At 65.9% G+C, this 25,113-nt stretch carries 26 protein-coding genes; 9 read left to right on the top strand and 17 right to left on the bottom strand.

Annotated features, from left to right (window positions below; all coding sequences use genetic code 11):
• Window positions 1–62 precede the first annotated feature (62 nt).
• Window positions 63–209, top strand: coding sequence for a hypothetical protein (locus AC5RW2_RS25895; RefSeq protein WP_494074734.1), 147 nt, complete (start codon window positions 63–65; stop codon window positions 207–209).
• Here the strand turns inward: AC5RW2_RS25895 and AC5RW2_RS25890 are convergent.
• Complete coding sequence (locus AC5RW2_RS25890; RefSeq protein ID WP_493964166.1) at window positions 206–523, bottom strand: XRE family transcriptional regulator; 318 nt, start codon at window positions 521–523, stop codon at window positions 206–208. The two genes, AC5RW2_RS25895 and AC5RW2_RS25890, sit on opposite strands and share 4 nt — an antisense overlap.
• Before the next feature lie 135 nt (window positions 524–658).
• On the opposite strand from AC5RW2_RS25890, the gene AC5RW2_RS25885 reads away from it, so the two are divergent.
• The 3 genes from AC5RW2_RS25885 to AC5RW2_RS25875 all read left to right on the top strand — a co-directional run bounded on the left by AC5RW2_RS25885 (window position 659) and on the right by AC5RW2_RS25875 (window position 2,186).
• On the top strand, window positions 659–1,165 hold the full coding sequence (locus AC5RW2_RS25885; protein WP_493964165.1) for a hypothetical protein: 507 nt from the start codon (window positions 659–661) through the stop codon (window positions 1,163–1,165).
• A 22-nt stretch (window positions 1,166–1,187) separates the two neighbouring features.
• Window positions 1,188–1,547 carry a hypothetical protein gene (locus AC5RW2_RS25880; protein WP_494074733.1) on the top strand — a complete coding sequence of 120 codons (360 nt, stop codon included), beginning with the start codon at window positions 1,188–1,190 and terminating at the stop codon, window positions 1,545–1,547.
• Between the two features lie 66 nt (window positions 1,548–1,613).
• A complete protein-coding gene (locus AC5RW2_RS25875; protein ID WP_493964163.1) occupies window positions 1,614–2,186 on the top strand; it encodes an MOSC domain-containing protein in 573 nt (190 codons plus the stop codon).
• 88 nt (window positions 2,187–2,274) lie between these two features.
• On the opposite strand, the gene AC5RW2_RS25870 is transcribed toward AC5RW2_RS25875, so the two are convergent.
• From AC5RW2_RS25870 to cycA, 3 genes are all read right to left on the bottom strand, one after another.
• A complete protein-coding gene (locus AC5RW2_RS25870) occupies window positions 2,275–3,297 on the bottom strand; it encodes a 1-aminocyclopropane-1-carboxylate deaminase (RefSeq protein WP_493964162.1) in 1,023 nt (340 codons plus the stop codon).
• A 24-nt stretch (window positions 3,298–3,321) separates the two neighbouring features.
• Window positions 3,322–3,762 carry a VOC family protein gene (locus tag AC5RW2_RS25865; RefSeq protein ID WP_493964161.1) on the bottom strand — a complete coding sequence of 147 codons (441 nt, stop codon included), beginning with the start codon at window positions 3,760–3,762 and terminating at the stop codon, window positions 3,322–3,324.
• A 181-nt stretch (window positions 3,763–3,943) separates the two neighbouring features.
• The gene (gene cycA / locus AC5RW2_RS25860; RefSeq protein WP_493964160.1) at window positions 3,944–5,401 is read right to left on the bottom strand and encodes a D-serine/D-alanine/glycine transporter; all 1,458 of its coding nucleotides are present in this window, start codon (window positions 5,399–5,401) and stop codon (window positions 3,944–3,946) included.
• Between the two features lie 328 nt (window positions 5,402–5,729).
• On the opposite strand from cycA, the gene AC5RW2_RS25855 reads away from it, so the two are divergent.
• Complete coding sequence (locus AC5RW2_RS25855; RefSeq protein ID WP_493964159.1) at window positions 5,730–7,745, top strand: vWA domain-containing protein; 2,016 nt, start codon at window positions 5,730–5,732, stop codon at window positions 7,743–7,745.
• Between the two features lie 27 nt (window positions 7,746–7,772).
• Here AC5RW2_RS25855 and AC5RW2_RS25850 read toward each other — a convergent pair whose 3' ends face one another.
• The 5 genes from AC5RW2_RS25850 to AC5RW2_RS25830 form a co-directional block, all read right to left on the bottom strand.
• A complete protein-coding gene (locus AC5RW2_RS25850) occupies window positions 7,773–9,101 on the bottom strand; it encodes a DUF2254 domain-containing protein (RefSeq protein ID WP_493964158.1) in 1,329 nt (442 codons plus the stop codon).
• On the bottom strand, window positions 9,098–9,730 hold the full coding sequence (locus tag AC5RW2_RS25845) for a CG0192-related protein (protein ID WP_493964157.1): 633 nt from the start codon (window positions 9,728–9,730) through the stop codon (window positions 9,098–9,100). Before AC5RW2_RS25845 ends, AC5RW2_RS25850 begins: the two co-directional genes overlap by 4 nt.
• A 37-nt stretch (window positions 9,731–9,767) precedes the next feature.
• Window positions 9,768–11,177 carry a magnesium transporter gene (mgtE, locus tag AC5RW2_RS25840; protein ID WP_493964156.1) on the bottom strand — a complete coding sequence of 470 codons (1,410 nt, stop codon included), beginning with the start codon at window positions 11,175–11,177 and terminating at the stop codon, window positions 9,768–9,770.
• Window positions 11,178–11,350: 173 nt separating this feature from the next.
• A complete protein-coding gene (locus tag AC5RW2_RS25835) occupies window positions 11,351–12,304 on the bottom strand; it encodes an acyl-CoA thioesterase (protein ID WP_493964155.1) in 954 nt (317 codons plus the stop codon).
• 116 nt (window positions 12,305–12,420) lie between these two features.
• Window positions 12,421–13,059 (bottom strand): HD domain-containing protein, encoded by a 639-nt coding sequence (locus tag AC5RW2_RS25830; RefSeq protein WP_493964154.1) that lies wholly within the window; start codon window positions 13,057–13,059, stop codon window positions 12,421–12,423.
• A 96-nt stretch (window positions 13,060–13,155) separates the two neighbouring features.
• On the opposite strand from AC5RW2_RS25830, the gene AC5RW2_RS25825 reads away from it, so the two are divergent.
• A complete protein-coding gene (locus AC5RW2_RS25825; RefSeq protein WP_493964153.1) occupies window positions 13,156–14,118 on the top strand; it encodes a GlxA family transcriptional regulator in 963 nt (320 codons plus the stop codon).
• A gap of 34 nt (window positions 14,119–14,152) precedes the next feature.
• Here AC5RW2_RS25825 and AC5RW2_RS25820 read toward each other — a convergent pair whose 3' ends face one another.
• The 5 genes from AC5RW2_RS25820 to AC5RW2_RS25800 all read right to left on the bottom strand — a co-directional run bounded on the left by AC5RW2_RS25820 (window position 14,153) and on the right by AC5RW2_RS25800 (window position 17,596).
• On the bottom strand, window positions 14,153–15,055 hold the full coding sequence (locus AC5RW2_RS25820; RefSeq protein WP_493964152.1) for a diacylglycerol/lipid kinase family protein: 903 nt from the start codon (window positions 15,053–15,055) through the stop codon (window positions 14,153–14,155).
• 140 nt (window positions 15,056–15,195) lie between these two features.
• On the bottom strand, window positions 15,196–15,693 hold the full coding sequence (locus tag AC5RW2_RS25815) for an SRPBCC family protein (protein ID WP_493964151.1): 498 nt from the start codon (window positions 15,691–15,693) through the stop codon (window positions 15,196–15,198).
• A 13-nt stretch (window positions 15,694–15,706) separates the two neighbouring features.
• A complete protein-coding gene (locus AC5RW2_RS25810) occupies window positions 15,707–16,036 on the bottom strand; it encodes an ArsR/SmtB family transcription factor (protein WP_493964150.1) in 330 nt (109 codons plus the stop codon).
• 43 nt (window positions 16,037–16,079) lie between these two features.
• The gene (locus AC5RW2_RS25805) at window positions 16,080–16,490 is read right to left on the bottom strand and encodes a (R)-mandelonitrile lyase (RefSeq protein ID WP_493964149.1); all 411 of its coding nucleotides are present in this window, start codon (window positions 16,488–16,490) and stop codon (window positions 16,080–16,082) included.
• An 83-nt stretch (window positions 16,491–16,573) separates the two neighbouring features.
• Window positions 16,574–17,596: a zinc-dependent alcohol dehydrogenase family protein gene (locus AC5RW2_RS25800; RefSeq protein ID WP_493964148.1), complete on the bottom strand. Its 1,023-nt coding sequence runs from the start codon at window positions 17,594–17,596 to the stop codon at window positions 16,574–16,576.
• A 123-nt stretch (window positions 17,597–17,719) separates the two neighbouring features.
• Between AC5RW2_RS25800 and AC5RW2_RS25795 the strand changes: the two genes are divergently transcribed.
• Window positions 17,720–18,616 (top strand): helix-turn-helix transcriptional regulator, encoded by an 897-nt coding sequence (locus tag AC5RW2_RS25795; protein WP_493964147.1) that lies wholly within the window; start codon window positions 17,720–17,722, stop codon window positions 18,614–18,616.
• Between the two features lie 45 nt (window positions 18,617–18,661).
• Here AC5RW2_RS25795 and AC5RW2_RS25790 read toward each other — a convergent pair whose 3' ends face one another.
• Both AC5RW2_RS25790 and AC5RW2_RS25785 read right to left on the bottom strand, forming a co-directional pair.
• A complete protein-coding gene (locus AC5RW2_RS25790; protein ID WP_493964146.1) occupies window positions 18,662–19,705 on the bottom strand; it encodes a hemolysin family protein in 1,044 nt (347 codons plus the stop codon).
• Window positions 19,706–21,052 carry a hemolysin family protein gene (locus AC5RW2_RS25785; protein WP_493964145.1) on the bottom strand — a complete coding sequence of 449 codons (1,347 nt, stop codon included), beginning with the start codon at window positions 21,050–21,052 and terminating at the stop codon, window positions 19,706–19,708. It lies immediately after the preceding gene.
• 308 nt (window positions 21,053–21,360) lie between these two features.
• On the opposite strand from AC5RW2_RS25785, the gene AC5RW2_RS25780 reads away from it, so the two are divergent.
• Window positions 21,361–22,797, top strand: a complete 1,437-nt coding sequence (locus AC5RW2_RS25780) for an amino acid permease (RefSeq protein WP_493964144.1) — start codon at window positions 21,361–21,363, stop codon at window positions 22,795–22,797.
• Window positions 22,798–22,819: 22 nt separating this feature from the next.
• Here the strand turns inward: AC5RW2_RS25780 and AC5RW2_RS25775 are convergent, their stop codons facing one another.
• Window positions 22,820–23,473, bottom strand: coding sequence for an SGNH/GDSL hydrolase family protein (locus AC5RW2_RS25775; RefSeq protein WP_493964143.1), 654 nt, complete (start codon window positions 23,471–23,473; stop codon window positions 22,820–22,822).
• Window positions 23,474–23,710: 237 nt separating this feature from the next.
• Between AC5RW2_RS25775 and AC5RW2_RS25770 the strand changes: the two genes are divergently transcribed.
• Window positions 23,711–25,090 (top strand): NAD-dependent succinate-semialdehyde dehydrogenase, encoded by a 1,380-nt coding sequence (locus tag AC5RW2_RS25770; RefSeq protein ID WP_493964142.1) that lies wholly within the window; start codon window positions 23,711–23,713, stop codon window positions 25,088–25,090.
• Window positions 25,091–25,113: the final 23 nt, after the last annotated feature.

The following is a 25,113-nucleotide window of genomic DNA, read 5'->3' as shown; positions in this document are numbered from 1 at the left end:
TGGACATATGCAGCCCTCCCAGTCCGGCGCTCCCAAGCGGCGACGCCAACCCACACAGCGGTATGAAGATCGAGCTGACCGGCATCAGCCACACTGCGGCGGTGACGCTTGAATTGGCACGGCACGGGTATTTGATGGCGGCTACGCGTTGCCGATTTTCCGCCGAAGGAGATCGCAGAAACATTGCGCCGCAACTGGGAATACCTTAGATGTCGTCCTCGGAGGCTGCTCCGCCTTCACCTTCCCAGGTCTCGAGGCGCTTGACCTTGCTGGCGTTGAACTTGCGGCGGACGCCGTAGCCGCCGTGATCGTCGTCCTCGATGAAAACGACGCCGAACTGTCCCAATGCCCGGCGCAGCTGCTCATTCTGCTCCGGCGCCAACGGGAGGTTGCCCTTCTCGAAGTCGCGCAGCTGCTGTTTATCCAGGCCCGCGTTTTTCGCGATGACCTTGGCGGAAACCTGCGTGAGGGCACGCGCGGCGCGGGCCAGATCCGAGGTAATCATCAGTGGGTTGTTGCTCATGGCCCGATCATCCCAGCTTTCGCGCAGGAGTCTACTACCGCCCTCGGGGCGCCCCGTTGGGCAATTGTGTAGACGGAGTCCGACGACACCGTCCTGTTCCTGCCGCATGGCCGAAGCGTGGCCTAGATTGTAGCCATGGTTGCGCAGCAGGTTCCCGATCCGGTGGAGGTTGTGGTCCGAAGCGACGGCCCTGATGGGTGGGACGTTCTGGGCTCGCTGGGTCCGCTGGCCATCCTCTTAGCAGCGCTGATTGCTGCCTTCATTGGTTGGCGCAGCATGCAGACCCAGGCGGAGGCTCACCGCCGTTCCCAATGGTGGGAGCGGGCCGAGTGGGCACTGGATGCCGCCATGTCCTCCAGCGTGGATCGCAGAGTGATCGGGCTCGGGGTGTTAGCCCTTCTCGCGGAGAGCAAGCTGGCCGGTGAAGAAGAGGCCCGGATCCTGCAGGTCGCCTCGAACGACAGCCTGGTCCAGCCGGTCACGATTCTTGGGGATGTGGAGACCGAGCCGCCCTCCACCAGAGCTACTGAGGCCTCCCAGCAGGAGAGCGTCAGGGTGCAAGCAGCCAGGCTGCGCACCGTGACGGACCAAAAGCTTGGGCGCCAGACACCCGAGTGGATCGTAGAGCTCGCCCGAACGTAAACCGACCCGCGGACGTGGCACAATGACGGCAGCCAAGTCCGGAGGAAAATGTATGACCACCAATGACCAGACCATCGCCGAAACGCAGCAAAAGCCGAAGAATTACCTGCAGTGGAAGTTTTCCGGCGCCGGTAAAGTCTTCCGGGACGTGCTCTGGACCGCCTTCATTTTTCTGTTCATCACTCTTTTCGATTTTGGCGGCAACGGGTTGTGGATCAACCTCGGCGGTGCCGTCCTCATCGGTCTGGCCCTTGATGCGGTTGAATACCAGCACGAAGTGCACCGGAGGCCCGCTGCACGGAAAAGCGTGGTGCTGTGGCAGGTGCTGGCCGTTGTGGCGGTGACCGTTCTTTTCATCAGCTTGATCCAGCTGACCCGCTGAAAGTATCCGTTCTCAATAGAGCGCCGAGAACCTGCAGCGATCCTCGCTTAACGGAATGCTGGTGACGTGAGCACGACGTACAGGTACCCCATCGAAATCCTTCACCTGTTGGTGTCGCCGGGGCATGCCTACTTTGGCCGGGCCAAGGATGGCGCCGCAGACGTGCCCACCGAGGACCGCGACCGGGCCGAGGTGGTGGCCGGCAAGGGCATTGTGGGCGACAGGTTCTTCGGCAAGGCAGCGCACATGGATGCGGCGGTGACCTTCATGGCCGTGGAGTCCCTTGAGGCCATCGCCCGGGACTTGGACCTTCCACCGTTTGATCCTCTCCTGGCGCGGCGGAACGTGGTGCTCCGGGGAGCCCAACTGGCGCCACTCATCGGGGAAGAGTTCGCGGTGGAATCCCGCGGCCAACAGGTGCGCTTCCGGGGAGGCCGGCACGCCCACCCCTGCGTCTGGATGGACCGGATGCTGGCACCCGGAGCGCACGCCGCCATGCGCGGACGCGGCGGTTTGCGCTGCCAGCCGCTGTCGGACGGGTTTTTGCAGCGCGGACCCGCGGTACTGCTCAGCCCAGTAGAGCTCCGGCCCGAAGACGCCGGGGCCGCTGTCCGGCCCAGACCGGGGCGACTGCCGTAACCATCGGACAGTCGATGTCCGCGGGTCTGCCAGCCACCCGGGATTCCGTAGCCGCCGGCGCTCAGGCGAGCGCCGCCGTCGTTGTTTGCTAGCTTCGAAACAGGCCGCTGTAGGCGTTGAGCGCAGGTTGGCCGCCGAGGTGGGCGTAGAGCACGTTGCTATCGGCGGGGATGTGCTTGCTGCTGACCAGGTCGATCATGCCGGCCATGGACTTGCCCTCGTAGACCGGGTCGGTGATCATCGCTTCGAGCGAGGCGCTGAGCCGCATGGCCTCGAGGGTGGAGTCGACCGGGATGCCGTAGTGGTCGCCGGCCCAGCCTTCCATTACGGTGATCTCGTCGTCGCGCAGGTCCCGCTCCAGGCCGATGAGCTTGCCGGTGTTGCGGGCGATCCGGCCGACCTGCTCGCGGGTCTTGGCCAGCGTGGCGGAGGCGTCGACGCCGATCACGCGGCGCGGACGGCCGCCGGCGTCCTCCAGCGCCGCGAAGCCGGCGATCATGCCGGCGTGGGTGGAGCCGGTGACGGTGCAGACCACGATGGTGTCGAAGAAGACGCCGAGTTCTTGCTCCTGCTGCTGCACCTCGTAGGCCCAATTGGCGAAACCGAGTCCGCCGAGCCTGTGCTCCGAGGCGCCGGCCGGAATGGCATAGGGCTTGCCGCCGGCTGCTTCCACCTCGGCGATGGCGTTCTGCCAGGAGTCGCGGATGCCGATGTCGAAGCCGGACGGGTCCAGCCGCACGTCGGCGCCCATCAGCCGGGAGAGCAGGATGTTGCCCACCCGGTCATTGAGCGGATCCGGCCAGTCCACCCAGCTCTCCTGCACGAGCAGCGCCTTCAGCCCGAGCTTGGCGGCCACGGCCGCCACCTGGCGGGTGTGGTTGGACTGGAAGCCGCCGATGGAGACGATGGTGTCGGCGCCCTCGGCGAGGATGTCGGGGACGATGTACTCGAGCTTGCGGGTCTTGTTGCCGCCAAAGGCCAGGCCCGAGTTCACGTCCTCCCGCTTGGCCCAAAGCTGCGCGCCGCCCAGATGCTGGCTGAGCCGGGGCAGGTGGTGGACCGGGCTGGGCCCGAAGGTGAGCGGGTAGCGTTCGAAATCCGTGATGGCCATGTGTTCCTCGCTGCCGGCTGCCGGCTACTGGGCTCCGTCGGAGTTCTGTTGACCGGTGATGTTGACCATCCAGTTCACGCCGAACCGGTCGGTGAGCTGCCCGAAGTAGTCGCCCCACGGCGCCTGCTCCAGCGGCTGGTTGATGTTAGCGCCGTCGCTCAGGCCCTCCCAGTAGCTGCGCAGCTTGTCGTCCTCGTCCGGGTCCTCTCCGCTGGAGCTGAGGCATATGTAACCGTTGTCGGCCGCGGACATGTCGGCCGGCACGTCCGAGGCCATCAACAGGAAGCCGCGGTCCACGAAGACTGACGAGTGCATGATGTTCGCCGCGGTCTCGGGGTTGTCGTCGCTCATTCCCTCGGCGTAGGTCATCTTGTTCAGCTCGCCGCCGAACACGGAGTGGTAGAAGTCCATCGCCTCCGCCGCGTTGCCGCTGAACTGCAGGTAGGGGTTCAGGTCCAGTGCCATGGGTTTGCCTTCCGTCGTGGATGCTGCTCGTTCCGATCCGCGTTCATTCTTGCGTGTTCGGGCGCGGGCGGGAAGAGGTGCCCGGAAAGACGTTCCAGCACAGTGACCTGGAAGATGAGAAACGTCCGTTCCCCGGAGCCGGGGAACGGACGTTTTCGGTCAGTCGCTGTTGGAGCAGCTTCTACCGCTGGCCGACGGTCTCCCGTTCGCGGCCATCGCGGTCGGCCTTCTCCTCGGCCACCTTGGCGTCGTGGGCGGCGCGGATCCGGGCGTGCTCCGGGTTGCGGCGCAGCACCAGGTAGCCGATGCCGAGCCCGACGAACCAGAGCGGAGTGAACAGCAGGGCCGTCAGCGTGTCCGACTGGGTGGTCAGCGCCCAGAGGATGAAGGCGAAGAAGCCCATGACCACGTAGGGCATGAAGGATCCGCCGGGCATCTTGAACTTGCTGGCCTCGTGCAACTGCGGCCGGCGGCGGCGGTACACCACGTAGCTGAGCAGGATGATGGTCCAGACGAACATGAAGCACAGCGCCGAGATGGTGGTGACCAGGGTGAAGGCCTCGGACACGCTGCCCTCGGCGTAGAGCAGCACCACGCCGGCCAGCAGGAACATGCAGGAGAACAGCAGGGCGTTGCGCGGGACGCCGCGTCCGGAGAGCTTGCCGAATCGCTTCGGCGCGTCGCCCTCCTGGGACAGGCCGTAGATCATTCGCGAGGTGGAGTAGATCCCGGAGTTGGCGGACGAGGTTGCCGAGGTCAGCACCACGAAGTTCACCACGCCGGCCGCACCCACCAGCCCGGCCAGAGCGAACATGCCGACGAACGGCGAGGCGTCGGCGCTGAACGCCGTCCACGGTTCCACGGCCATCAGCACGATCAGCGCGCCTACGTAGAAGATCAGGATGCGGATCGGGATGGAGTTCACCGCGCGCGGCAGGTTCTTCTCCGGGTCCTTGGTCTCGGCGGCGGTGGTGCCCACCAGTTCGATGCCCACGAAGGCGAACACGGCGATTTGGAAGCCGGCCACGAAACCCATGAAGCCAGTGGGGAACATGCCGCCGTGCTCCCACAGGTTGCTGAAGGAGGCGCGGGCGCCGTCGTGCTCGAATCCGGTGAGGATCATGACCAGGCCAACCACGATCAGCGCCACGATGGCCACGATCTTGATCAGCGCGAACCAGAACTCGGTCTCACCGAACGCCCGCACAGTGGGCACGTTCAGCGCCAGCAGCAGCAGGATGCAGGCCAACGCCGGGATCCACAACGCCAGATCCGGCCACCAGAAGGCCACGTAGTGCGCGATCGCCACCACGTCCGCAATGCCGGTGACCACCCAGCAGAACCAGTAGGTCCAACCGGTGAAGAAGGCCGCCCACGGGCCGAGAATGTCGCCGGCAAAGTCGCTGAAGTTCTTGTACTCGGTGTTGCTCAGCAGCAGCTCGCCCATCGCCCGCATGACGAAGAACAGCATGAAGCCGATGATCATGTAGACGAAAATGACGGACGGGCCGGCCACGGAGATGGTTTTGCCGGAACCCATAAAGAGGCCGGTGCCGATCGCCCCGCCGATGGCAATGAGCTGGATGTGGCGGCTGGACAGAGCCCGCCGCAGATGGGGTTCGGTACTGGTGGTGCTCATGCATGTTCCTTAGGGGTGGGACTGCGTAGCTGCGGGAGTTTCCGTTCGAACAGGCCGGACACAGGGCACCGTTGCCCAGCCGACCAAAGGATTGCAAGCCCCCGCCGCTCGCCCCGGAGGGGCCGGCTGGTGACCTACGCCACGAAAACTTATCTGCCGCGGCTCCCGCGGGTCAAATCGAGAAGGGGCCGGCGGCCCGGTTTCTGGTGCCTACGGAAACTTTGTGCGAACAGGGGAACGACGCCGGGGCGGGCGCCGCTGGAAGTTCAAGGAAGCTGGATATAGTCGAACAAATCAACGTTTCACCAAAAAAATCCGGGGGTAGATCGTGGGTGTCAGCACCATGGTCCTGAAGAGCACACTGGGCATCGCCACCGCGCTGAGCATGTTCCTGCCGCAGCACGTGCCCGTTCCGCAGGTGCCCGCCTTGCCCGTTCTGCAGGAGCCGGTCGCGCACGTGTCCGTTCCGCAGGCGCCCGCCGCCGGGTCCGAAGAGGCGGCGCCGGTGATGCTGATCCTGGACGCTTCCGGCTCCATGCTCAACCCCGACGCCGACGCCCACGGCACGCTGCGGATGGACGCCGCCAAAGCCGCGGCCAGAGACCTGGTGGAAACCCTGCCGGCGGGGTCGCAGCTGGGCCTGATGGTCTACGGCACCAACACGGACAGTTCCCAGGAGGCCCGCGCCGAGGGCTGCAAGGACGTGACTGTGCTGTCCGAACTGGGCACTGCGGATCCCGGGAAGCTGCTAGACCAGGTCGACTCGATCAAGGCCGCCGGCTACACCCCGGTAGGCGAGGCGCTGCGCCGGGCCGCCGCGGAACTTCCGGACGACGGCCCGCGCAGCATTGTGCTGGTGTCCGACGGCATCGACACCTGCTCGCCACCGCCGCCGTGCGAGGTGGCGAGGGACCTGGCCAAGGACGGCGTGGACCTGGCCATGCACACCATCGGGTTCAAGGTGGACGCTCAGGCGCGCAAGGAACTCGAATGCATCGCCAAGGCGTCCGGCGGCACCTACGCGGACGCGGACAACGCTGACTCGCTGCGCGAGCAGATGGTGATCAAGACCGTCCGCGCTCTGAACCCCTACGACTTCGCCGGCATCCCGGTGACCGGCGGCAAGAGTGCGGCCAGCGCCGCGGACGTCTCCACCGGCCAGTACTTGGACACCTTCGCCACCGGCAGCAACCGGATTTACGACGGCGGCACGCGCAAGTTCTACAAGGTGCACGTGGACGACGGCGAGCGCCTCCACGTCAGCGCCTCGATGGTGATGGCGATCCGGTCCGGCAGCATGTCCACCTACAGCAGCCTGGAGCTGGAGGTCCTCGGCCCGGACGGGCAGGAATGCCTGACCTCGGTCCGCGAAGCCCGCGACGAGGCCCGGCTCTCCGACGGCCCGGTCACCGCGGTGCTCTCCACCGGCGCCATGGGCAGCGGCGACAAGGAATGCCTACAGTCCGCCGGCGGCGGCGAGCTGGTGGTTAGCGTAACCCGCAGCGGGCCCGGCTGGAAGAAGGACCCGTTGCCAATGGAGCTGCTCTTCCTGACCGAACCGGAGGCGGACACCACCGGCCTGCCCGAAGCATACGACGCCGTGACCAAGCTCGATCTGCTGAAACCGGGCGCCAAACCGCAGGAGACTGCCCCGGGCAACAGCTTCAACTCAGCCCCCGAACTGGCCGGCGGCAGCTACCAGGCCACGCTCATTCCGGGCGAGGTGCACTTCTACAAGATGCCGGTGGACTACGGGCAACAGCTGCGCGCCGTCGCCAAACTCGGCGACTACCAGAAGGACATCTACAATCCGTCCTACCTGCAGCTGGGCATAGCCAATCCGCTGCGGCAGCCGGTGAGCATCACCGACGGCACCTCCACGGGAGCCTACGGCATGACCTCCATGGCCGACCCGGGTACCCAGGTGGCGGCAAACTTCACCTCACCGGTGCGCTACCGCAACGCCGCTGAGGGCATCCACGACGTGCGCACCCTGTATCTGGCCGGCGACTACTACGTCCAGGTCGCGGTGGACCCGCTGTACTTCGAGGACGCGAAGGAAACGGAGATCCCCTACACGCTGACCCTGGATCTGGTCGGCGACGTCGAGCCGGGTCCCGGCACGGCCGAACCGGAGGCAACGGCCGCGGCCGCCAAATCCGCGGTGGCCGAACCGGTAGACAACCAGGCGGGAGCGCCGACCATGGTGGCAGTGGCGGACGACGGCGAAGGCCCGGCTGCGGTGCCGGCCCTCACCTGGGGCCTGGGCGCGGTCCTGGTCGTTGCCGCCGGAGTCGCTGCCGGGCTCATCCTGCGCAGGAAGCGCGCTTCCCGGCAGCCGTAGCCGGAGAGGGCGAGAGGTAGCTGTTAGCTACCGGCTGTGGTCGGCGGGGTCCGTCTCATCCGAGGAAAGCGACTGCAGCCGTCGGAGGTCCTCGGGGTGCAGACCGGGCTGGTCCCGCAGAGCTTCAAGGAGTAATTGCTTTTGCCGGTGCAGGGCTGCCGCGCGCTCGGGGTGGCCCTCGGCTTGGACGTGGACGATGAGCATCCGGAGGACTCGCAGGAGCGCGGCAACCACCTCCGGCTGGTCCAGGCATGTCTGACGGAGCTGGTCGAAGGCGTGGTCGATGTATTCGGCATGGTCAAGGTTCCAGGGCTGCACGAGTACCCGGTCGGCTTCGTCCTTCAGCGCTTCCGGAGCAAGCGGGGCAGCAAGGAGTGTCCGCAGGAGGCTGCCCAGTCTCAGGGCGACCTCCACTGCGGTCGTCGGGTCATTGATGGCCGGGCTGAGGGCACGGAGGCCTATGTCAACGAGCTGCCGGATAGCGAAGTCGACATCTTGCAGCATGGTCCGCGAGTCGGCTACTTCAATCGATCCGGCAAGCTTTTCCTGGCTGGGCGTCGGTGGCGGCGGCCACACCGTGAACATCGGTTCACCTGCATGGATGTAAGCACCCACGCGGGTCTCCATCCTTACCGTGGTTCCGGCAGGCACTGCCCGCAGAATCTGGGCGCTGTCCATCTGGCTGATCCATCCGCCGACTGGGGCGCGGATGACGGCGGCGTCCGCGGGAACATGGACTTCTCCGGGGTCTACGCGCTCCAGGCCAGCGGGCACTCGATCCAGCACCGCAACGACCGATTGGCCCTCTGCCGCGATGACTCGGGCGACGTTGCCGACCTGCAGTCCCCGGGCGAGGTGGTCCAGGTGGACAATGATCCCCACCACGGTCACCAGTGTGAGGACGACGGCGATGGTCAAGGACACCCGCGGTGCCGGCTCGGAGGGGTCCCCGCTCAGGCTGGGCAGGATGAGGACGCAGTAGAAGAAGGTGGCAACGAGCAGTCCGATGACGGCTTGGCTCAGTCGATCGCGGATGAACGAGCGCATCACGCGAGGCGAGAACTGATCGCTGGCCAACTGCAGGCTGACCACGGTGAGCGAGAAGACCACACCCACGGTGGTGATCATCGCGCCGGCGACGGTGGAAAGCAGCCAGGTGGCGGCATTGCTGCTCATCGCCAGCGTGAGCGGCACAGCAGCATCGTGGCCGAGTGCGTTGTCGACGGCGGTGGCGGCTACCGCCAGTGCGATGCCGGCCAGCATCACCAGCGCCGGGAACAGGAAGAGACTCTCCTTAAAGCGGTAGCGGAAAGCGGCGGCACGCAGACCCAATGCTTGTCCCCTGGCTCCACTCACCAGGCCGAAGCGAGGATCAGCGGCGGCCGGCCGGGCAGCGAGCAGGTCAGTTTCAGGGCCGTGCCGGGCTGCTCGTTGGGGTCAAGGATGCGGTAGACCGTCAGTGTCAGCGGACTGGCGTCGATGCTGGTGACGCTGCCGGAGGTGGCGGGCACCGCCGTCGTGATCTCAGGGACGATGCCGCCGGCGCCGCCGCTGCCGCGCACCGGGAGGGCCCCGGTCAGCGGTTCGAGCTTTCCGTCCACGTCCAGGAACTGCTCTGCACCGACGCCGCCCTTCACGATGACGGTGGCGAGCGCGGTGGCGTAGACCGGGTCCGCGCAGGCGTCATAGATCCAGCGGTCTCCCAACACCGAGTGCACCATGGTTGCGGCCAGGAAATCTTCCGCCTCGGGCAACGGGGCGCCGCGGTAGGTCAACGGGACGTGCACAACGGCCCCTTCGGCAGTGCGGAGCAGGTGCGTTTCCATCCCTACTTCGCCGGCCGGGTCGTCAAAGCGGAAGGCCCCGAGATGCTCAAGCTCGGCCGCGTCAGCTCCGAGTTCCTCGAACCAGGATTGCTCCGGCAGCCACGCTTTCAGGAGATCCTGTTTGGAGGGGTTCAGCACCGCGTCGTAAATGATGGCCATGCCCGTAGCCTACGGCCTCTTACCCGCGGGCGTCTTGTCAGATCCCCAGGACTGAACGGGCAATCAGGAAGTACACCAGCAACCCGGCAGCATCGACGAAGGTAGAGATGAACGGGTTGGAGAAAACCGCGGGGTCAACCTTGAGGAACCGCGCCAGCATCGGCATCAGGCCCCCAACCGCTGCCGCCATGGTGCAAATGGCCAGCAGCGATACGCCCATGACCAGTCCGATAGCGAGCCCGTAGAAGGCGGCCGCGACGATGAACCCTAGCCCGCCGATCAGCAGGCCCAGCGTTGCCCCTACGCGCACCTCTTTGCCAACTACCTTGAGCAGGTCGCCGGTTGTGACCTCTTTGAGTGCCAGCGCCCGGGTCACGGTCGTGGCCGCCTGGTTGCCGGTGTTTCCGCCCGTGCCAATCAGGAGCGGAACGAAGAGCGACAACACCACCATCTGGGCAATGGTGGCTTCGAAGACTTCCAGCACGCTGACAGTCAGGGTCGCCCCCACCGCCAGCACCAGCAGCCACACCGCGCGGGACTTGACGATCCTGAAAATCGGCGTGGACAGGTAGGGACGGCGCAGCGGCTCGCTGCCGCTGATGCGTGACTGGTCCTCGGTCTCTGCGTCTTCGAGGATGCGCAGCGCGTCGTCCATCGTGAGGATCCCGACAACCCGCCGTTCACTGTCCACGATGGGGAGGGCCAGTAGTTTGCGTCCCGTGCACAGGCGTGCCGCATCTTCCTCAGGTGTAGTGGCCGTTTGGCAGTAGGCGTCGCCCATGATGGCGTCCACCCTAGTGTCTGGTTCCGCGGCGAGGAGCTGCCGGAGGCTGACCAATCCCACCAGCCGCTTCCCAGCGTCCGTGACCGGAAGAACGTACACCGTTTCCGCGTCAATCAGCCGTCGGTGCAGCCGTTCCAAGGTTTGGCCGACGGTCAGGTCCGGGGTAGTAGAGATGAACTCCGGGCTCATCCGGCGGCCGATCGAACCCCGCGGATACCCCAAGACCACGGAGGTCAGGTCCCGCTGCTCCTCCGTCAAACCGCGCATCAGCCGTTGCGCCACAGTCGCAGGCACTTCGTCGATCAGAGTAACCCGGTCATCCGGCGCAAGCCTGTCGAAGAACGCGGCCACCTGCGCATCCTGCAGTCCGTCCAACAGGTCGGCCTGCAGCGCGGGGTCCAGCCGCTCAAAGACCCGCACCGCCTGGTCCTTCGGCAGCAGCCGGAAGGCAACCGCTTGACGCCGACGGCTGAGCCGACGCAGCTGACGGACCGCCTCTTCATCCCCGGAGCCTGCGCCGTCAAGCTGCACATCGAGTCCCTCATTGAGGATCTGGGCCTGGGATAGCTGGTCAAAGCGCTTCCCCGGCTTATCCTGCTCTGCACCATGACGTGTTTGTGCTTGTTGGGGCACCCTTGGGCTCCCCTTCTCCTTGCTCGCCATGTGCCTCTCCTTGCTTCTCCGCTTGGCAACACTATCCCGGAAGCTGTACCGGTGCCGGGGCGACCGAAAGGGCCACAACACCGGACCTGCGATGGCGTGGCGTCGCCGGGGCTGGATGCTTCCGGCAGGGGCCAGTTTCGGCTGGCGGGAGCCAGTTTCGACTGAGGCGCGTGCTAGTACGTCCGCTCGACGGCGAATTGCAGGGGCGGCAGTTCGGCGCGGCGTCGCATCAGGTCCTTGGCGTGTTCGTCGAGCCGGAGGTCCTCCTCGGTGCGCAGCACCAACTGCGGCACCTGGGCCGCGTGGCCGGCGTCGTTCCTGCCGACAAAGATGGTCATGCACTGGGTGGTGGGCCGCCATTCCCCGCCGCGCGGGTCTCGGGCTCGGACGTGCACGGCGATGTGCATGCTGTGCGGGCCGGTGTGGATAAGCCGGGCCTCCGCCTCTACCAGGTCGCCGATGTGGATGGGGTTCAGGAAGTGGATGCCGCCCGAGTAGACGGCCACCGCGTCCCGGCCGCACCAGGACATGGCGCAGGCCCGAGCCACTTCGTCGATCCAGCGCATCACGATGCCGCCGTGCGCATTCCCGCCCCAGTTCACGTCCGACGGAGCGGCCAGGAACCTGAACTGCTCAGTGGGCGTGGTGCCCGCCTCCGTGTAGGCCTGCGCGCGCATGGCGTCCCGGATTTCCGCCCGCGCGGCGATCCGGCCGGCAGCGCCCTCGGCCAGCCGCGCTGATTCGTCGTCCGACGGCGACCACTGCGGGATCGCTTTCGGGCGGCCGTCCTCGCCCATCGCCACGAACACCAGGATGCAGTCCATCGCGGGCCGGAACTCGCGCTCGCGCACATCGGCCGCGTCGACCGTGACCACCACCTGCATGCTGGAGCGTCCGGTGTGGACAATGCGGGCGTCCACTTCGATCAGGTCTCCGTTGCGGATGGGCCGGGTGAAGTGCACGTTGCCCACGTAGGCGGTGACGCAGTAGCTGCCGCTGTAGCCGGTGGCGCAGGCGTAGCCGGCCTTGTCGATCCACTCCAGCACCCGGCCGGCCTGAACCGTGGTGCCGTCCTCCGAGACATCGGTCGGCGAGGCCAGGAAACGCAGGGTGATCCGGTCGTTCATGTCTGAATCGTAGCCCTCCGGGCGCTGCCGCCGCCCAGCGGAAGGAGGATCACGACGGCGGTGCGCACCGCCGTCGTGATCCTTCTCCGGTATCGCGCCCATCAGGGCCGCGGTGCCTACTCCGGCCAGTCGTTGCTCTTGATGACCTCGACGAAATCCCCGCGCTGGAATCCGGGCACGAAGTGGGCCAGAACGTCGGCCTTCACGTTGCCGAACGTGGTTTCCGGGCGGTCCTTGATGCCCTCGGTGAAAGCGGCGAGGATCTGGTTCTTGAAGTCCGGCCGTGGGTGCGCGGCAACCACGGCGGCGCGCTGTTCGTCCGTGATGGCGTCGTAGCCGATGCCCAGCACGTCCAGTTCCACGCCGCGGGTGACCAGCGCGACCTCCGGCGCCATGTGGAGCGGAATTTCCGGGGTGGTGTGCAGGGCGATGGCGTTCCACACCCGGTCTGCTGACTCGGCGGTGATGCCGTGGGACGTCAGGAAGCGGCGCGCTTCGTCGGCCCCGTCGATTTCGAAGCGCTGGTCGGTGCGCCGGAAGCGCTCGGTCAGGCCCAGGTCGTGGAACATGGCCCCGACATAGAGCAACTCCGGGTCGAATTCCAAGCCCTGCTCACGTCCGCGCAGGGAGCCGAAGACGAACACACGCCGGGAGTGGTCGAAGATCAGCGGGGATGCTGCCTCACGGACCAGCTCGGTAGCCTCACGGGCGAGGACGCTGTCCGGAATCTGCACGCCGGCAATTGATTCAGCCATGTGTAACCCTTTCTCTCGGTTCTGTTCCTTCCATCCTCGCCCGCTCGCGTACGCTAGTGCCATGTCTCTTCAGCCACGAAAACCACAAATTCGGCCATGACGCACCGGGTGGGCGTGATCGTTTTCGACGGGGTGACCATGCTCGATGTGACCGGCCCCGGCGAGGTGCTGCACCAGGCGGTGCTGGCCGGCCACCCCTATGAACCCGTGTTGGTTTCCCCATCCGGCGGCACGGTCACCACCTCCTCCGGGCTCACCCTGTCCGGCACCACGGCTGCGGCCGATGCCGGGCCGCTCCACACTGTGATGGTTGCCGGCGGGGACCTGCTCGCACAGCACCCGCTCGACGACGGACTGCTCGCCTCTGTTGCCTTGCTCGCCGAGCGGTCGCAGCGGGTCGCCTCGGTCTGCACCGGCGCCTTCGTGCTCGCCGAACTCGGTTTGCTGAACGGCCGCAGGGCGACCACCCATTGGCGGTATGCCGAAACCCTTGCCCTCCGTTACCCCAAGGTGCAGGTCGAGCCGGATGTCATCCACGTCCACGACGGCCGGTTTATCACCTCTGCGGGCATCAGCGCCGGCATCGACCTGACCCTGTCCCTGGTGGAGAACGACCATGGGCCGGCCGCGGCGCGCAGGATTGCCCGCGAACTGGTGGTGTTCATGCAGCGCCCCGGCGGGCAGTCGCAGTACTCCACCCTCCCGGCGCTCCCGTCCCGGAACAGCGTGCTGGAGGCACTGACCACCTCGGTCCTGGCCGACCCGACGGCAGAGTACAGCCTTCCCGCGATGGCGGCGGCCGCGGCGGTGAGTCCCCGGCACCTGACCCGCCTGTTCCAGGCCGAACTGAACACAACGCCGGCCCGCTGGGTGGAACGGGTGCGGCTGGACCGTGCGCAGCAACTTCTGGTCGACGGCTGCAGCATCACGGCTGCTGCCCAGCGCAGCGGGTTCGGCAGCGACGAGACCCTTCGCCGCGTTTTCTCCCGCCAGCTGGGCATCACGCCCACCGAGTACCGCCGGCGGTTCACCACGACGCAACCGGCCCCCGCCGCCTGACGCGGAAAGGGGCCTGGCGAGAGGCCATCAACGCTCACCCGAGGGTCTGCAGGGCGGCCGGGGCGCTCTCGACCTTGACGAATGTCCCTGCGTCAACAGATTTCACCTCGCCGTCGACCTGGTACGGCAGGGGCTTAAGCGTAGTGAACTCGTAGCTGCTCACGCTTGGCTGGTCCCCCAGCCCCTGGGTGGTGGCGCGCAGTGCCTTCAGCAGTACCCGCCACTTGGACATGTGGGGAAAGATAACCACTTCGAATTTTCCATCGGAAAGCTTGTCATCCGCCTCGCTGAGCGTGGCGTACTTCGCCATCTCGGCTATGTTCGCGAAGACGATGCTGTCGAACTTGCGGCGCTTTCCGTCGCTTTGACGTATCTCGAAGGGCTGAAACTTTGAAAACGTCCGCACCACGGAGAACATCTCCTTGAGGGCACCCTTACTCCCCTTTTCCAGGTCAATTGCCATGACCGGCGTCAGGCCGAATCCGACATAGGAGTGCGCGTATTCTCCCGGTGCGTCCGGTCCCTGGCCAGTGTGGATGCGCAGCAAGTCGATATGCCTCGTCCGCCCCAAGGAGATGGCTTCAGCCAGCGGCATCGTACCCGTGGTCCGCCGGTGGTCGTTCGCATTCCCTGCCGCCATGACGGCGCACACCGCGTTCGGGTTGCCGCTTTGCATCACGCCATTGACTACTTCGTTATACCCGCCGTCGCCGCTGACCGACACGATGAGAACGTCGCGGGTATGGGCCGCCGCATCACGGGCCAGCACGACCGCGTGGCCGGCATGGCCGGTCGGTTGCAGTTCGATCTCTGGTCGGTCGGGAAGCAAGCCCTGCAGCTCATCGCGGAGCTCCTCAGCAAGCTTCGGTGCGTTACCGGTGCTGTTGGGATTGTAGATAATGGCAATCGCGGCGAAGGTCCGCGTGGTATCGCTCATGCACTCCAGTATGCAACCAGAACGTCCGCCGGTCATGGGCCCTTGACCGAACACCCGGACTGGTGAACCCACCGGATCAGGCGGGAGTGGGGCGCTGGTCCGGGGGGCGCCTCACTGCCCGAATCGGTGACGGTTGCCCGTCAGACCGCTGCGGTTTCCGCGAGGACGGCGTCGATCTGCCCCATGGCTTCCTGCATGCCTTCGGTCATGCCCATCTCGAGCATTTTCTGCAACTGGTCGGCGGATTCAAACCGCGATTCGGTGGTCATCCGGGTGCGGCCGTCGATGGATTCCAGCGTCACTGTGGCATAGGTGGTGCCCATGTCCGCAACGGGCTCGCCGTCGTCATCGGCAAATCCGTCCTCAAAGGAAAGCTGGTTGGGCGCTTCAATGGAGGTGAACTTCCACCAACCGGCTGCCTTCTCGCCGTCCGGCCCGGTCATGTAGTAGCTGGCCTTGCCGCCCGGCCTGAATTCGTGCTTGTCGAAAGTGGCAGGCCAGGTGGGCGGGCCCCACCAGCGTTCGAGCTGGCGCGGGTCTTCCCAGATCTGCCACACCCGCTCCACGGGGGCGTCGAACTCGGCCACGATCGTGAACTTCAGCGCGTCCTCGTCCTTGATGACATCGATAACCGACATGATGGCGTCCTTTCTATTCGTCGAGAATGTCCTGGATCCGCGCAATCCGTTGCTGCCAGAGCATCTCGTATTGATCGAGCAGCCGACGCGCTCTCCGCACTCCCTCAAGATGAGGCCGCACCATCTGCTCCCTGCCGCGCTTCTCCTTCACCACCAGAGAAGCCCGCTCCAACACCGCCACGTGCTTCTGCACTGCGGCGAAACTCATGGTGTAGCCCGCTGCCAGCCCCGACACCGAGAACTCCCCGGTAAGCACCTTCGCCACGATGTCGCGGCGGGTGGCATCGGCGAGCGCCTGGAAGAGGCGGTCCATCTCAGTGTCGCTAGCTTGATCTACAACCATTTGGTTGTAGATTAGTCCTCGCTGGGCGCGCGGTCAAGGGGTTTCAGGACAATGGGTACTCGCCGTCGGTGAGCTTGTCACCCCAGGTGGTTTCCGGTTCGTCGCTGCCAAGTTTGGGGGCTTCCCAGAGGGCGAGGTGGCACATGAAGTTGTCGGCGGTGGCGCCGTGCCAGTGCCATTCTCCGGCCGGGGTATAGACGGTGTCGCCGGGCCGGATTTCGATGAGTTCTTCGCCCCGGGACTGGACGTAGCCAAAGCCTTCGGTCACGTGCAGGGTCTGTCCGACGGCGTGCTTGTGCCAGGCGGTGTGCGCACCGGGAGTGAACCGGACCAGGTTGAGCCGGGTCCGCGAGGGTTCTTCGCCGACGTAGTACTGGTTGAAGTAGGCGTCGCCGGTAAACCATTCGGCCGGACCTTTAACGGTGGCCTTCTGGGGTTGCATCTGCGTGCTCATGGACATTCCTTTCGCTGCGTCCGGGGGCATTCGGCTGACGCCTGATGCCCCCGGACTGATGGGCGCGACGGGCGCGAAACGGACTAAACCGAGAGCAAGACCTTGGTGGCGGTCCGTTCATCCATCGCGCGGTACGCCTTGGCGGCGTCTTCGAGCGGGAGCGTCAGGTCGAAAACCTTGCCGGGCTCGATCTTGCGGTCCCAAATGAGCTGAATGAGCTGGGGCAGGAACCGGCGCACCGGGGCGGGCCCTCCGTGGAGGTGGACGCCGGAGAAGAACAAGCCGAGGCCGTCCAGTTTCACGTCGTGGGTGACACCCACGTAGCCGATGTGTCCGCCGGGACGGGTGGCACCGATCGCCTGCTCCATCGACTCCTGGGTGCCGACGGCCTCGACGACGGAGTGGGCGCCGAGTCCGTTGGTGAGCTCCTTGATCTTCGCGATGCCGGCCTCGCCGCGCTCTTCGACGATGTCGGTGGCGCCGAATTCCCGGGCCAGTGCCTGCCGGTCGGCGTGGCGGGACATGGCGATGACGCGCTCTGCGCCCAACTGCTTGGCGGCCAGGATAGCCGACAGTCCAACGGCTCCATCTCCAACCACGGCCACGGTCTTCCCGGGTCCCGCCTCGGCGGCTACGGCTGCGAACCATCCGGTGCCCAGCACGTCAGAGGCCGCCAGCAGCGACGGAATGAGATCCTCATCCGGCGCTCCCGGAGTGCGGACCAGCGTGCCGTCGGCCAGCGGCACCCGAATCAGTTCGGCCTGGGTTCCGATGGAGCCCATCATCACGCTGTGCACGCAGCGGGACTGGTAGCCTGCTTGGCAGATCTCGCAGGTATTGTCGGACGCGACGAAGGAACCGACGACGAAGTCGCCGACCTCCACGTTGCGGACCTCCGCGCCGACTTCTTCAACCACGCCGACGTATTCGTGCCCCATCGGCGTCGGGCCGTTGAGCTTCTCGATCCCCCGGTACGGCCATAGATCCGAACCGCAGACGCAGACTGCCGCTGCCCGGATGATGGCGTCGGTTGGCTCCAGGATGGTGGGCTTCTCACGGTCTTCGACCCGGACATCTCCGGGGGCATACATCACAACTCCACGCATGAGGAGTGCTCCTTTCGTTGGTACACCCCAGTCAACCGGTGCCAACGTGCCCGCGGGAGTCCCTGTCGAAGGGTGTACCGACAGGGCACCCTTCGCTGCGCCGCCTTCGCCTACCCTGAAAGCATGGACAATCGGGCGGAGGTACGGGATTTCTTGATGTCCCGCCGGGCGAAGATCACGCCGGAAGAGGCCGGGCTGCCCGGTGGCATGAATCGCCGCGTCCCCGGGCTCCGGCGCACCGAGGTGGCACTGCTCGCTGGCGTCAGCGTGGAGTACTACGCCAAACTCGAGCGCGGCGCGATCGCCGGGGCTTCGGCGTCCTTCCTGGAAGCGGTGGCCAAAGCACTCCGGCTAGACGACACGGAACGCGCCCACCTCTTCGACCTCGCGCGGACGGCCGACGGCATCCCCGCTTCCGGACGCCCCCGCCGGCGGGCTACCGCGCAACAGGCGGCGCGGCCAAGCCTGCAATGGGCGCTGGAAGCGATCACCGACGGCGTCGCTTTTGTCCGCGACCCGTACCAGAACCTGCTCGCGACCAATGCGCTGGGCCGCGCGTTCTACTCCCCTGTGATCGGCGACGGCGGACGCACCCCCAACCTCGCCCGCTTCCAGTTTCTCGACCCGACCGCCAGGTCCTTCTACCCCGATTGGGAGCTGTTCGCCGGCATGTGCGTCGGCATCCTGCGCACGGAAGCGGGCCGCGATCCACACGACCGGACACTTCAGGATCTGGTCGGTGAACTCTCCACGCAGAGCGAGACCTTTCGCCGGTTGTGGGCCGCCCACGACGTGCGCACCCACGGCACCGGTACCAAGCGGTTCAATCATCCCGTGGTCGGCGAGCTCACCCTGGCTTACGAAGAACTCGCCATCACCGCAGAGCCCGGGCTGGTCCTGATGGTCTACACCGCAGAACCAGGCAGCCCCTCCGCGGAACGCCTCCGGTTGCTCGCCAGCTGGGGCGCGGACCACACCCCGCACGCCGCCATGCGCGACAAAGAGCGCCCGGCTCTCTAGGTCAGGGGCGGCTCCCGGTGGGCACCGCCGTCGGGCAGTGCGACGTCAGGCCCGGTGCGCGCTTCGACTGTCGTCGCGGATCTGGCCGACGAGCTCTTCCAGCATGTCCTCGAGCGTCACGATTCCGTACGGATGGCCGGAGTCGTCGACGACAAGTGCCAAGTGCGCCCCTTCGCGTTGCATCCGGTGCAACGAGGACCGCAGCGCGGCGGTCAAGCTCACCTGCGGCAGGTCGCGGATTAGGCTGGCCGGCACAGGCTGGTCCCGGGCAGCGGCATCGAGTCCAAGCAGGTCCTTGACGTGGACATAGCCGTCCAGCTTTCCGCTCGCGGACCGAACGGGGAAGCGGGAGAAACCGTTGGCGGCCGCCTGTTCGATCTGCTCCGGGGTGCATCCGAACGGCAGCGTGGTGACCCTGCCGAGCGGGATCACGATGCTTTCGACCGACCGCTCCTCGAAGGTCAGGGCGCCGAGCAGGAGCTGTTCATCCTGCTTGTCCAGCAACCCGCCTTCACGTGATTCCTCGACCAACCCTGCCACCTCGTTCCGGGTGAAGGTGCTGGCGACCTCGTTCTTAGGCTCCACCTTGAACAGGCGCAGGATGCCGTTGCCGAGGGCGTTCATGCACCACAGCAGCGGTTGCAGAATGCGGACAACCACCACCAGCACGGGCCCCAGGATGAAGGCCATCCGCTCCGGTCCGGCCAAGGCGATGTTCTTCGGCACCATCTCGCCGAGCACCACGTGCAGGAACGTCACCACGCTCAAAGCAACGGCGTACGCGATCGGGTCGACCAGCGCTGTGGGGACTCCCCAAGCGTTGATAGGCCCTTCCAAGGCGTAGACCACCATGGGTTTGGTGACGTAGCCCAGCGCCAGCGAGCACACGGTGATGCCCAGCTGAGCGCCGGCCATCATCAGCGAGACGTTTTCGATGGCCCACAGGGTCATTTTGGCGGCCCGTCCGCCTTGCTCCGCCTGGGGTTCGACGATGCTTCGCCGTGCGGCGATGAGGGAAAATTCAGCGCCTACGAAGAAGAAGTTCGCGGCGAGAAGGACGATGGTCAGGATGATTCCGGCGGCGTCCATTTAGCGCACCTCTTCTTCGGTGACGAGGGGCGTGGCGGTGGCCAGGATCTTTGCAATCCGTGCGCCGTCCATCTCCTCGACGCACAGCTCCACGTTGGCAGCCGGGTGGCCGTGGGCATGCTCCGTCACCAGTTCGACTGCGTCGCCGGGTGCGGCGATGCGGCCCAAATGGAGGGTGACCAGGCCTGCAAGGGTGTCGTACTCGGTGCCCTCCGGAACGGCATGTCCCAGGATCTCGGTCGCCTCGTCGGGACGCAGGGCCCCGTCCAGACGCCACACACCGAACGGCAGACGTTCGCTGCTGCCGTCATCAGGGTCGTGTTCGTCCAGGACTTCACCCACGAGCTCCTCGACAAGGTCTTCCAAGGTGATCAGGCCAGCGACATCGCCGGTTTCGTCGATCAGGACAGCCATCTGCAGGCCGCCGGCCCGCAGCGTGTCCATCAGGTCGTCGAGTTCAACGGTGTCCGGGATAAGCGTCGGGGCATCCATGATCTCGGTGACGGTGCGGAGGCCGCGGTCGGCAAAGGGCACGGCCAGGCCGCGGCGGATGTGCACGATGCCCAGCACCTGATGGGCGCCCGGCTCCATCACCGGGAAGCGGGAGTGGCCGCTGGCAGCGGCCGTGTCGAGCATCTCCTGGACGCTCTGGTCGGGGGCGACAGAGACCATCCGGGTCCGAGCCGTCATCGCGTCATGGCCGCGGCGGGTGCCAAACGCGAACGACCGGCGGACCAGTTCCGCGGTCTCCTCCGCCAGCACGCCCTGCCGGGCCGAATGCCGCACCAGAACGGTCAGCTCCTCGGCGGACCGGGCGGACGCGAGCTCTTCCTGCGGTTCAATGCCCATGGCCCGGACCAGCTTGTTGGCCGTGCCGTTGAAGAATACGAGCAGTGGTTTGGTGACGGCGCTGAATCCGCGCTGGAAGCCTGATACGGCTCGTGCGGTGCCCAGCGGCTTGGCGATCGCCAAGTTCTTCGGGACCAGTTCGCCGAAGACCATGGTCAACACCGTTGCCAGGACCAAGGCGATGGTGATGGACACTGAGCGGGCTGCAGGCTCGGCCAGCCCTGCTTCTATCAGCGGGCCCAGTACCAGCGCGGCTATTGCCGGTTCGGCGAGGAAGCCGATGCCCAAGTTGGTCAGCGTGATGCCCAATTGGGCGCCGGACAGCTGGGTGGAAAGCGAGTTCATCGCCTTCAGGACGCCGACGGCCTTTTTGTCGCCGGCATCGGCAGCATCCCTAACCGCGTTGCGGTTGACCGTGATGAGGGAGAACTCGGCCGCAACGAACAAGCCGCAGCCGGCCACCAGCAGCAAGCCGCCGAGGATCGAGATTACTTCCACTGAGGGGCACCCCCTGCTGCTTTTCTCGGAGCGTGTTCGAGCATCAGCAGGGGGCATGGACTATGCCCGGGACTGTCACCGGGAGTGGACATCAGATCCTCTCAAGATCAAAAGACAGAAAAAGCCCGCGGCCTGATGGCCGTGGACACGTTAATTCTGCCATTCCGTCCCTGTCCGCTGCAAAGACGGCACGACGTCGACGTCCGTACCGCGGAAGCGGCGCGGACGGCCAGATTGCCGGCGGGGCGTAGAATTGATTGGCCGCATTTTCGCCGCCACCGCTTCCCCTCCAGCAAGGTTGTTCTTCCATGCCGCAATTTGCTTCCGCGCTCGCGCGGGGCCTGACCGTTCGCCACATCCGGTTCATGGCCCTCGGCTCCGCCATCGGCACCGGGCTGTTCTACGGTTCGGCCGCCGCCATCCAGGCTGCCGGGCCGGCCGTGCTGCTGGCCTACGCGATCGGCGGGGCCGCGGTATTCCTGGTGATGCGGGCGCTGGGCGAGATGGCGGTGCGGCACCCGGTCTCGGGGTCGTTCGGCCAGTATGCCAGCCGCTATCTGGGCCCGTTCGCCGGCTTCATCACCGGCTGGACGTTCGCCTTCGAGATGGCCATCGTGGCGATCGCAGATGTCACCGCGTTCGGCATCTACATGGGCTTCTGGTTCCCCGACGTGCCACGCTGGATCTGGATCCTCGCTGTCGTGTTCTTCATTGCCGCGATCAATCTGGTCAAGGTCAAGGTCTTCGGCGAGACCGAGTTCTGGCTGTCCTTGGTCAAGGTCCTGGCGATCATCGCCATGATCCTCGGCGGTGCAGCGATCATCATCTTCGGCTTCGGGCTGCCGGCCGGGTCCAACCCCGGACTGGAAACCATGCTGGGTTCGGGCGGCTTCTTCGCCAACGGGTTCTGGGGGCTGCTGGCCTCCTTCTCGATCGTAATGTTCGCCTTCGGCGGCATCGAGACGATCGGCATCACGGCCGGCGAGGCGGAGAACCCCAAGAAGGCGATTCCGGGCGCGATCAACACCGTGCCACTGCGGATCCTGCTGTTCTACGTCTGCACGCTGGCCGTGCTGATGATGATCTCGCCCTGGGACCGGATCGATGGTTCCACCAGCCCGTTCGTGCAAATCTTCGACATGCTGGGCATCCCAGCGGCCGCGCACATCCTCAATGCGGTGGTGATCACGGCCGCCATCTCCGCTATTAACTCGGACACCTTCGGGGCGGGCCGGATGATGTACGGGCTGGCCGAGCAGGGCCACGCGCCCAAGGCCTTCGCGAAGATTTCCCGCCACGGTGTGCCGTGGATGACGGTGGCGACGATGGCAGCGGTGCTACTGGCCGGCGTCGTGCTCAATGCGCTGCTGCCCGAGTCCCTGTTCCTGATCGTGGCGTCGATCGCGACCTTTGCCACTGTCTGGGTCTGGCTGATGATCCTGCTCTCGCACATCGCGATGAAGCGGGAGATCGCACGAAAGGGGCTGCCGACGTCGGACTTCCCGGTGCCGTTCTGGCCGGTCGCGTCCTATCTGGCGCTGGCGTTCATGGTGTTCATTGTGGTGCTGCTGGGCATCATGCCGGACACGCGGGTTGCGCTGATCGTGGGCTGCGCCTGGATCGCGCTGCTGTTCCTGGCCTACCGCTTTGGCGTCAAGGGCGCCGGCCGGCGCCGCGCGGAACTGGCGGACGAGACCGGCGTCGCCGCGCCAACGGAACCTGCACAGATGCCGTCGGGCCAGTAACGTCGAAGGCACTGGCAAACCGTCAGGCACCGACAACCGTGGACCGGGGCGCAGCCCGGTTTGGGAACAGGAAGGCGCAGATGGCCTGCGCAATCTTCTGGCCGCCTTGAACAGAGGGTTCGATCGGGTTGGCATAGTCGCCGTCCTCGGAACAGACGAGCCGCAGGTCCAGCAGGTCGAATCCCCGGGTGAAGACCTCGCGGGTGATGCGGTCGTTGAATAGGGACGCTGCCGCCTTGATGACGCGCTGGTTAGGGGCGGATGGCGGGGTGTCGTAGATGGTGCAGGGGGCTGCGGGCAACCCTCTCGCTGCCACCGCTTCCAGCATCGCCGCGTAGCCGGCCGCGAAGCTGTCCTGGGCATCGGCGAAGGTGGCAAAGGCCTGAGCCGCTGATCCGACCGGGTCATCCAGCAGGTAAGCGAATCCCAGGGCATCGTTCCCGCCGACGCTGACCACAAGGTGCGTGGCGTCTGCCGGCAGCGAGCGGAGCTGTCCGGCGATGCTGGAGATGATGGCGCCGTCTTCGGCCAGGAGCGTGGCCCGCCACCCGGACGGGAGCAGCCGTTGAAGCTGCGTCACGACGTCGGGCCCGCCCGCAACATAGGCCGCGTTGTCGAACACCGAATCGCCGAGCAGCACAACGTGGCCAGCACCGGCCGGTGCGTTGGCTGGCATGGCCTCCTCCTGGTGCATAAGTCGGTGTGCACACCCTACCTGCTGGACAACGCGGGATGAAGGGCATGGGTATTGCCCCGTTTTGGACGTAGTCCCCGGAGACTTTGTCCAGATGAGGGACAAGCGAGGCCCGCCCCCACACCGCGCACTGTGCATCCATTCAACCTGTGCAAGATCGACCTGTAAGTCCCCACAATCGGGGACTGCCTGCTGTCCGTGCACCTGTAGGTTGGAACGATGACTGCATACCAGGTAATCAACCCCGCCACCGGGGAAATGGTCAATCACTATCCGCAAGCAACGGCCGCAGACATTGAAAGCGCTGTCGCAAGCGCTCATCAGGCCTATCAGGCATGGCGTGCCTTGCCAGCAGGCCAGCGTGCCGCAACTCTGCAGAAGACGGCGGACCTCTACACCGCGCGCCGTGAAGAACTGGCTGCCATCATCACCCGCGAGATGGGCAAACCGACCCGCGAGGCGCTGGGCGAGGTGGACCTCGTTGCTGACATCTACGCGTACTACGCCACCGAAGGCGAATCCTTCATGCAGGACGAGCACCTCACCGTACGCGGCGGCGGCGAGGCCGTGGTCCGCACCGAACCCATCGGGGCCCTGCTGGGCATCATGCCGTGGAACTACCCCTACTACCAGGTGGCCCGGCTGGCCGCACCCAACCTGATGCTGGGCAACACCGTGCTCCTGAAGCACGCACCGAGCTGCCCCGAGTCAGCACTCGCTATGGAGGCCCTGTTCCGCGACGCCGGCCTCCCCGAAGGTGTCTACGTCAATATCTTCGCGAGCAATGAACAGGTCGCAGAGATCATCGCCGACCCCCGCGTGCAGGGCGTTTCACTGACTGGATCCGAGCGCGCAGGGTCCGCCGTCGCCGAGATAGCCGGCCGGAACCTCAAGAAGGTCGTGCTGGAACTTGGAGGGTCCGATCCATTCATCGTGCTCGACGGCGAGAACATGGACGCCACGGTCAAGGCGGCCGTTGCCGGACGCATGGGCAATGCCGGGCAGGCCTGCACTGCCTCCAAGCGGTTCATTGTCTTGGAAGACCACTACGACGAGTTCGTCGACAAGTTCACCGCGAAGATGGCAGCCATCGTTCCTGGCGACCCCTCGGCGCCAGGAACCCGGCTTGGACCGCTATCATCCGAGGCCGCCGCCCGCGGTGTGATGGAGCAGGTTGAGGATGCGATAGCCAAAGGTGCCGAAGTCCGCACCGGCGGCACTCGCCCCGATGGCTCCGGTGCCTATGTGTCTCCCACGGTGCTGACCGGGGTGGTGCCAGGGATGCGGGCCTACAGCGAAGAGATCTTCGGACCCGTGGCGGTGGTCTACAAGGTGAAAGACGCAGAAGAGGCAGTCGAACTCGCCAACAGCTCTGCCTATGGCCTGGGTGGTTCGGTCTTCAGCGCCGACGTCGAGAAGGCCAGGCTAGTCGCGGGCCGGCTCGACACCGGCATGGTGTGGATCAACAGCCCCACGGGGACTCAGCCGGACCTGCCTTTCGGCGGCGTGAAGCGTTCCGGGGTGGGCCGTGAACTGGCCCGCTTCGGCATGGACGAGTTTGTGAACAAGAAGCTCATCCGGATCCCGCAATCCCGGTAAATCACCGCCAAGGGAAGGGCCCC

Source organism: Arthrobacter sp. B0316-1-20, from assembly GCF_059091865.1.
This window is presented reverse-complemented; position numbering and strand designations above follow the sequence as displayed.

What these genes read in the sequence shown, in the direction of transcription:
- AC5RW2_RS25895 (WP_494074734.1), top strand. Translation starts at nt 63, where the DNA reads ATGAAGATCGAGCTGACCGGCATCAGCCACACTGCGGCGGTGACGCTT.
- AC5RW2_RS25890 (WP_493964166.1), bottom strand. Translation starts at nt 523, where the DNA reads ATGAGCAACAACCCACTGATGATTACCTCGGATCTGGCCCGCGCCGCG.
- AC5RW2_RS25885 (WP_493964165.1), top strand. Translation starts at nt 659, where the DNA reads ATGGTTGCGCAGCAGGTTCCCGATCCGGTGGAGGTTGTGGTCCGAAGC.
- AC5RW2_RS25880 (WP_494074733.1), top strand. Translation starts at nt 1,188, where the DNA reads ATGACGGCAGCCAAGTCCGGAGGAAAATGTATGACCACCAATGACCAG.
- AC5RW2_RS25870 (WP_493964162.1), bottom strand. Translation starts at nt 3,297, where the DNA reads ATGGCCATCACGGATTTCGAACGCTACCCGCTCACCTTCGGGCCCAGC.
- AC5RW2_RS25865 (WP_493964161.1), bottom strand. Translation starts at nt 3,762, where the DNA reads ATGGCACTGGACCTGAACCCCTACCTGCAGTTCAGCGGCAACGCGGCG.
- cycA (WP_493964160.1), bottom strand. Translation starts at nt 5,401, where the DNA reads ATGAGCACCACCAGTACCGAACCCCATCTGCGGCGGGCTCTGTCCAGC.
- AC5RW2_RS25845 (WP_493964157.1), bottom strand. Translation starts at nt 9,730, where the DNA reads ATGGCCATCATTTACGACGCGGTGCTGAACCCCTCCAAACAGGATCTC.
- mgtE (WP_493964156.1), bottom strand. Translation starts at nt 11,177, where the DNA reads ATGGCGAGCAAGGAGAAGGGGAGCCCAAGGGTGCCCCAACAAGCACAA.
- AC5RW2_RS25835 (WP_493964155.1), bottom strand. Translation starts at nt 12,304, where the DNA reads ATGAACGACCGGATCACCCTGCGTTTCCTGGCCTCGCCGACCGATGTC.
- AC5RW2_RS25830 (WP_493964154.1), bottom strand. Translation starts at nt 13,059, where the DNA reads ATGGCTGAATCAATTGCCGGCGTGCAGATTCCGGACAGCGTCCTCGCC.
- AC5RW2_RS25825 (WP_493964153.1), top strand. Translation starts at nt 13,156, where the DNA reads ATGACGCACCGGGTGGGCGTGATCGTTTTCGACGGGGTGACCATGCTC.
- AC5RW2_RS25820 (WP_493964152.1), bottom strand. Translation starts at nt 15,055, where the DNA reads ATGAGCGATACCACGCGGACCTTCGCCGCGATTGCCATTATCTACAAT.
- AC5RW2_RS25815 (WP_493964151.1), bottom strand. Translation starts at nt 15,693, where the DNA reads ATGTCGGTTATCGATGTCATCAAGGACGAGGACGCGCTGAAGTTCACG.
- AC5RW2_RS25810 (WP_493964150.1), bottom strand. Translation starts at nt 16,036, where the DNA reads ATGGTTGTAGATCAAGCTAGCGACACTGAGATGGACCGCCTCTTCCAG.
- AC5RW2_RS25805 (WP_493964149.1), bottom strand. Translation starts at nt 16,490, where the DNA reads ATGAGCACGCAGATGCAACCCCAGAAGGCCACCGTTAAAGGTCCGGCC.
- AC5RW2_RS25800 (WP_493964148.1), bottom strand. Translation starts at nt 17,596, where the DNA reads ATGCGTGGAGTTGTGATGTATGCCCCCGGAGATGTCCGGGTCGAAGAC.
- AC5RW2_RS25795 (WP_493964147.1), top strand. Translation starts at nt 17,720, where the DNA reads ATGGACAATCGGGCGGAGGTACGGGATTTCTTGATGTCCCGCCGGGCG.
- AC5RW2_RS25790 (WP_493964146.1), bottom strand. Translation starts at nt 19,705, where the DNA reads ATGGACGCCGCCGGAATCATCCTGACCATCGTCCTTCTCGCCGCGAAC.
- AC5RW2_RS25780 (WP_493964144.1), top strand. Translation starts at nt 21,361, where the DNA reads ATGCCGCAATTTGCTTCCGCGCTCGCGCGGGGCCTGACCGTTCGCCAC.
- AC5RW2_RS25775 (WP_493964143.1), bottom strand. Translation starts at nt 23,473, where the DNA reads ATGCCAGCCAACGCACCGGCCGGTGCTGGCCACGTTGTGCTGCTCGGC.
- AC5RW2_RS25770 (WP_493964142.1), top strand. Translation starts at nt 23,711, where the DNA reads ATGACTGCATACCAGGTAATCAACCCCGCCACCGGGGAAATGGTCAAT.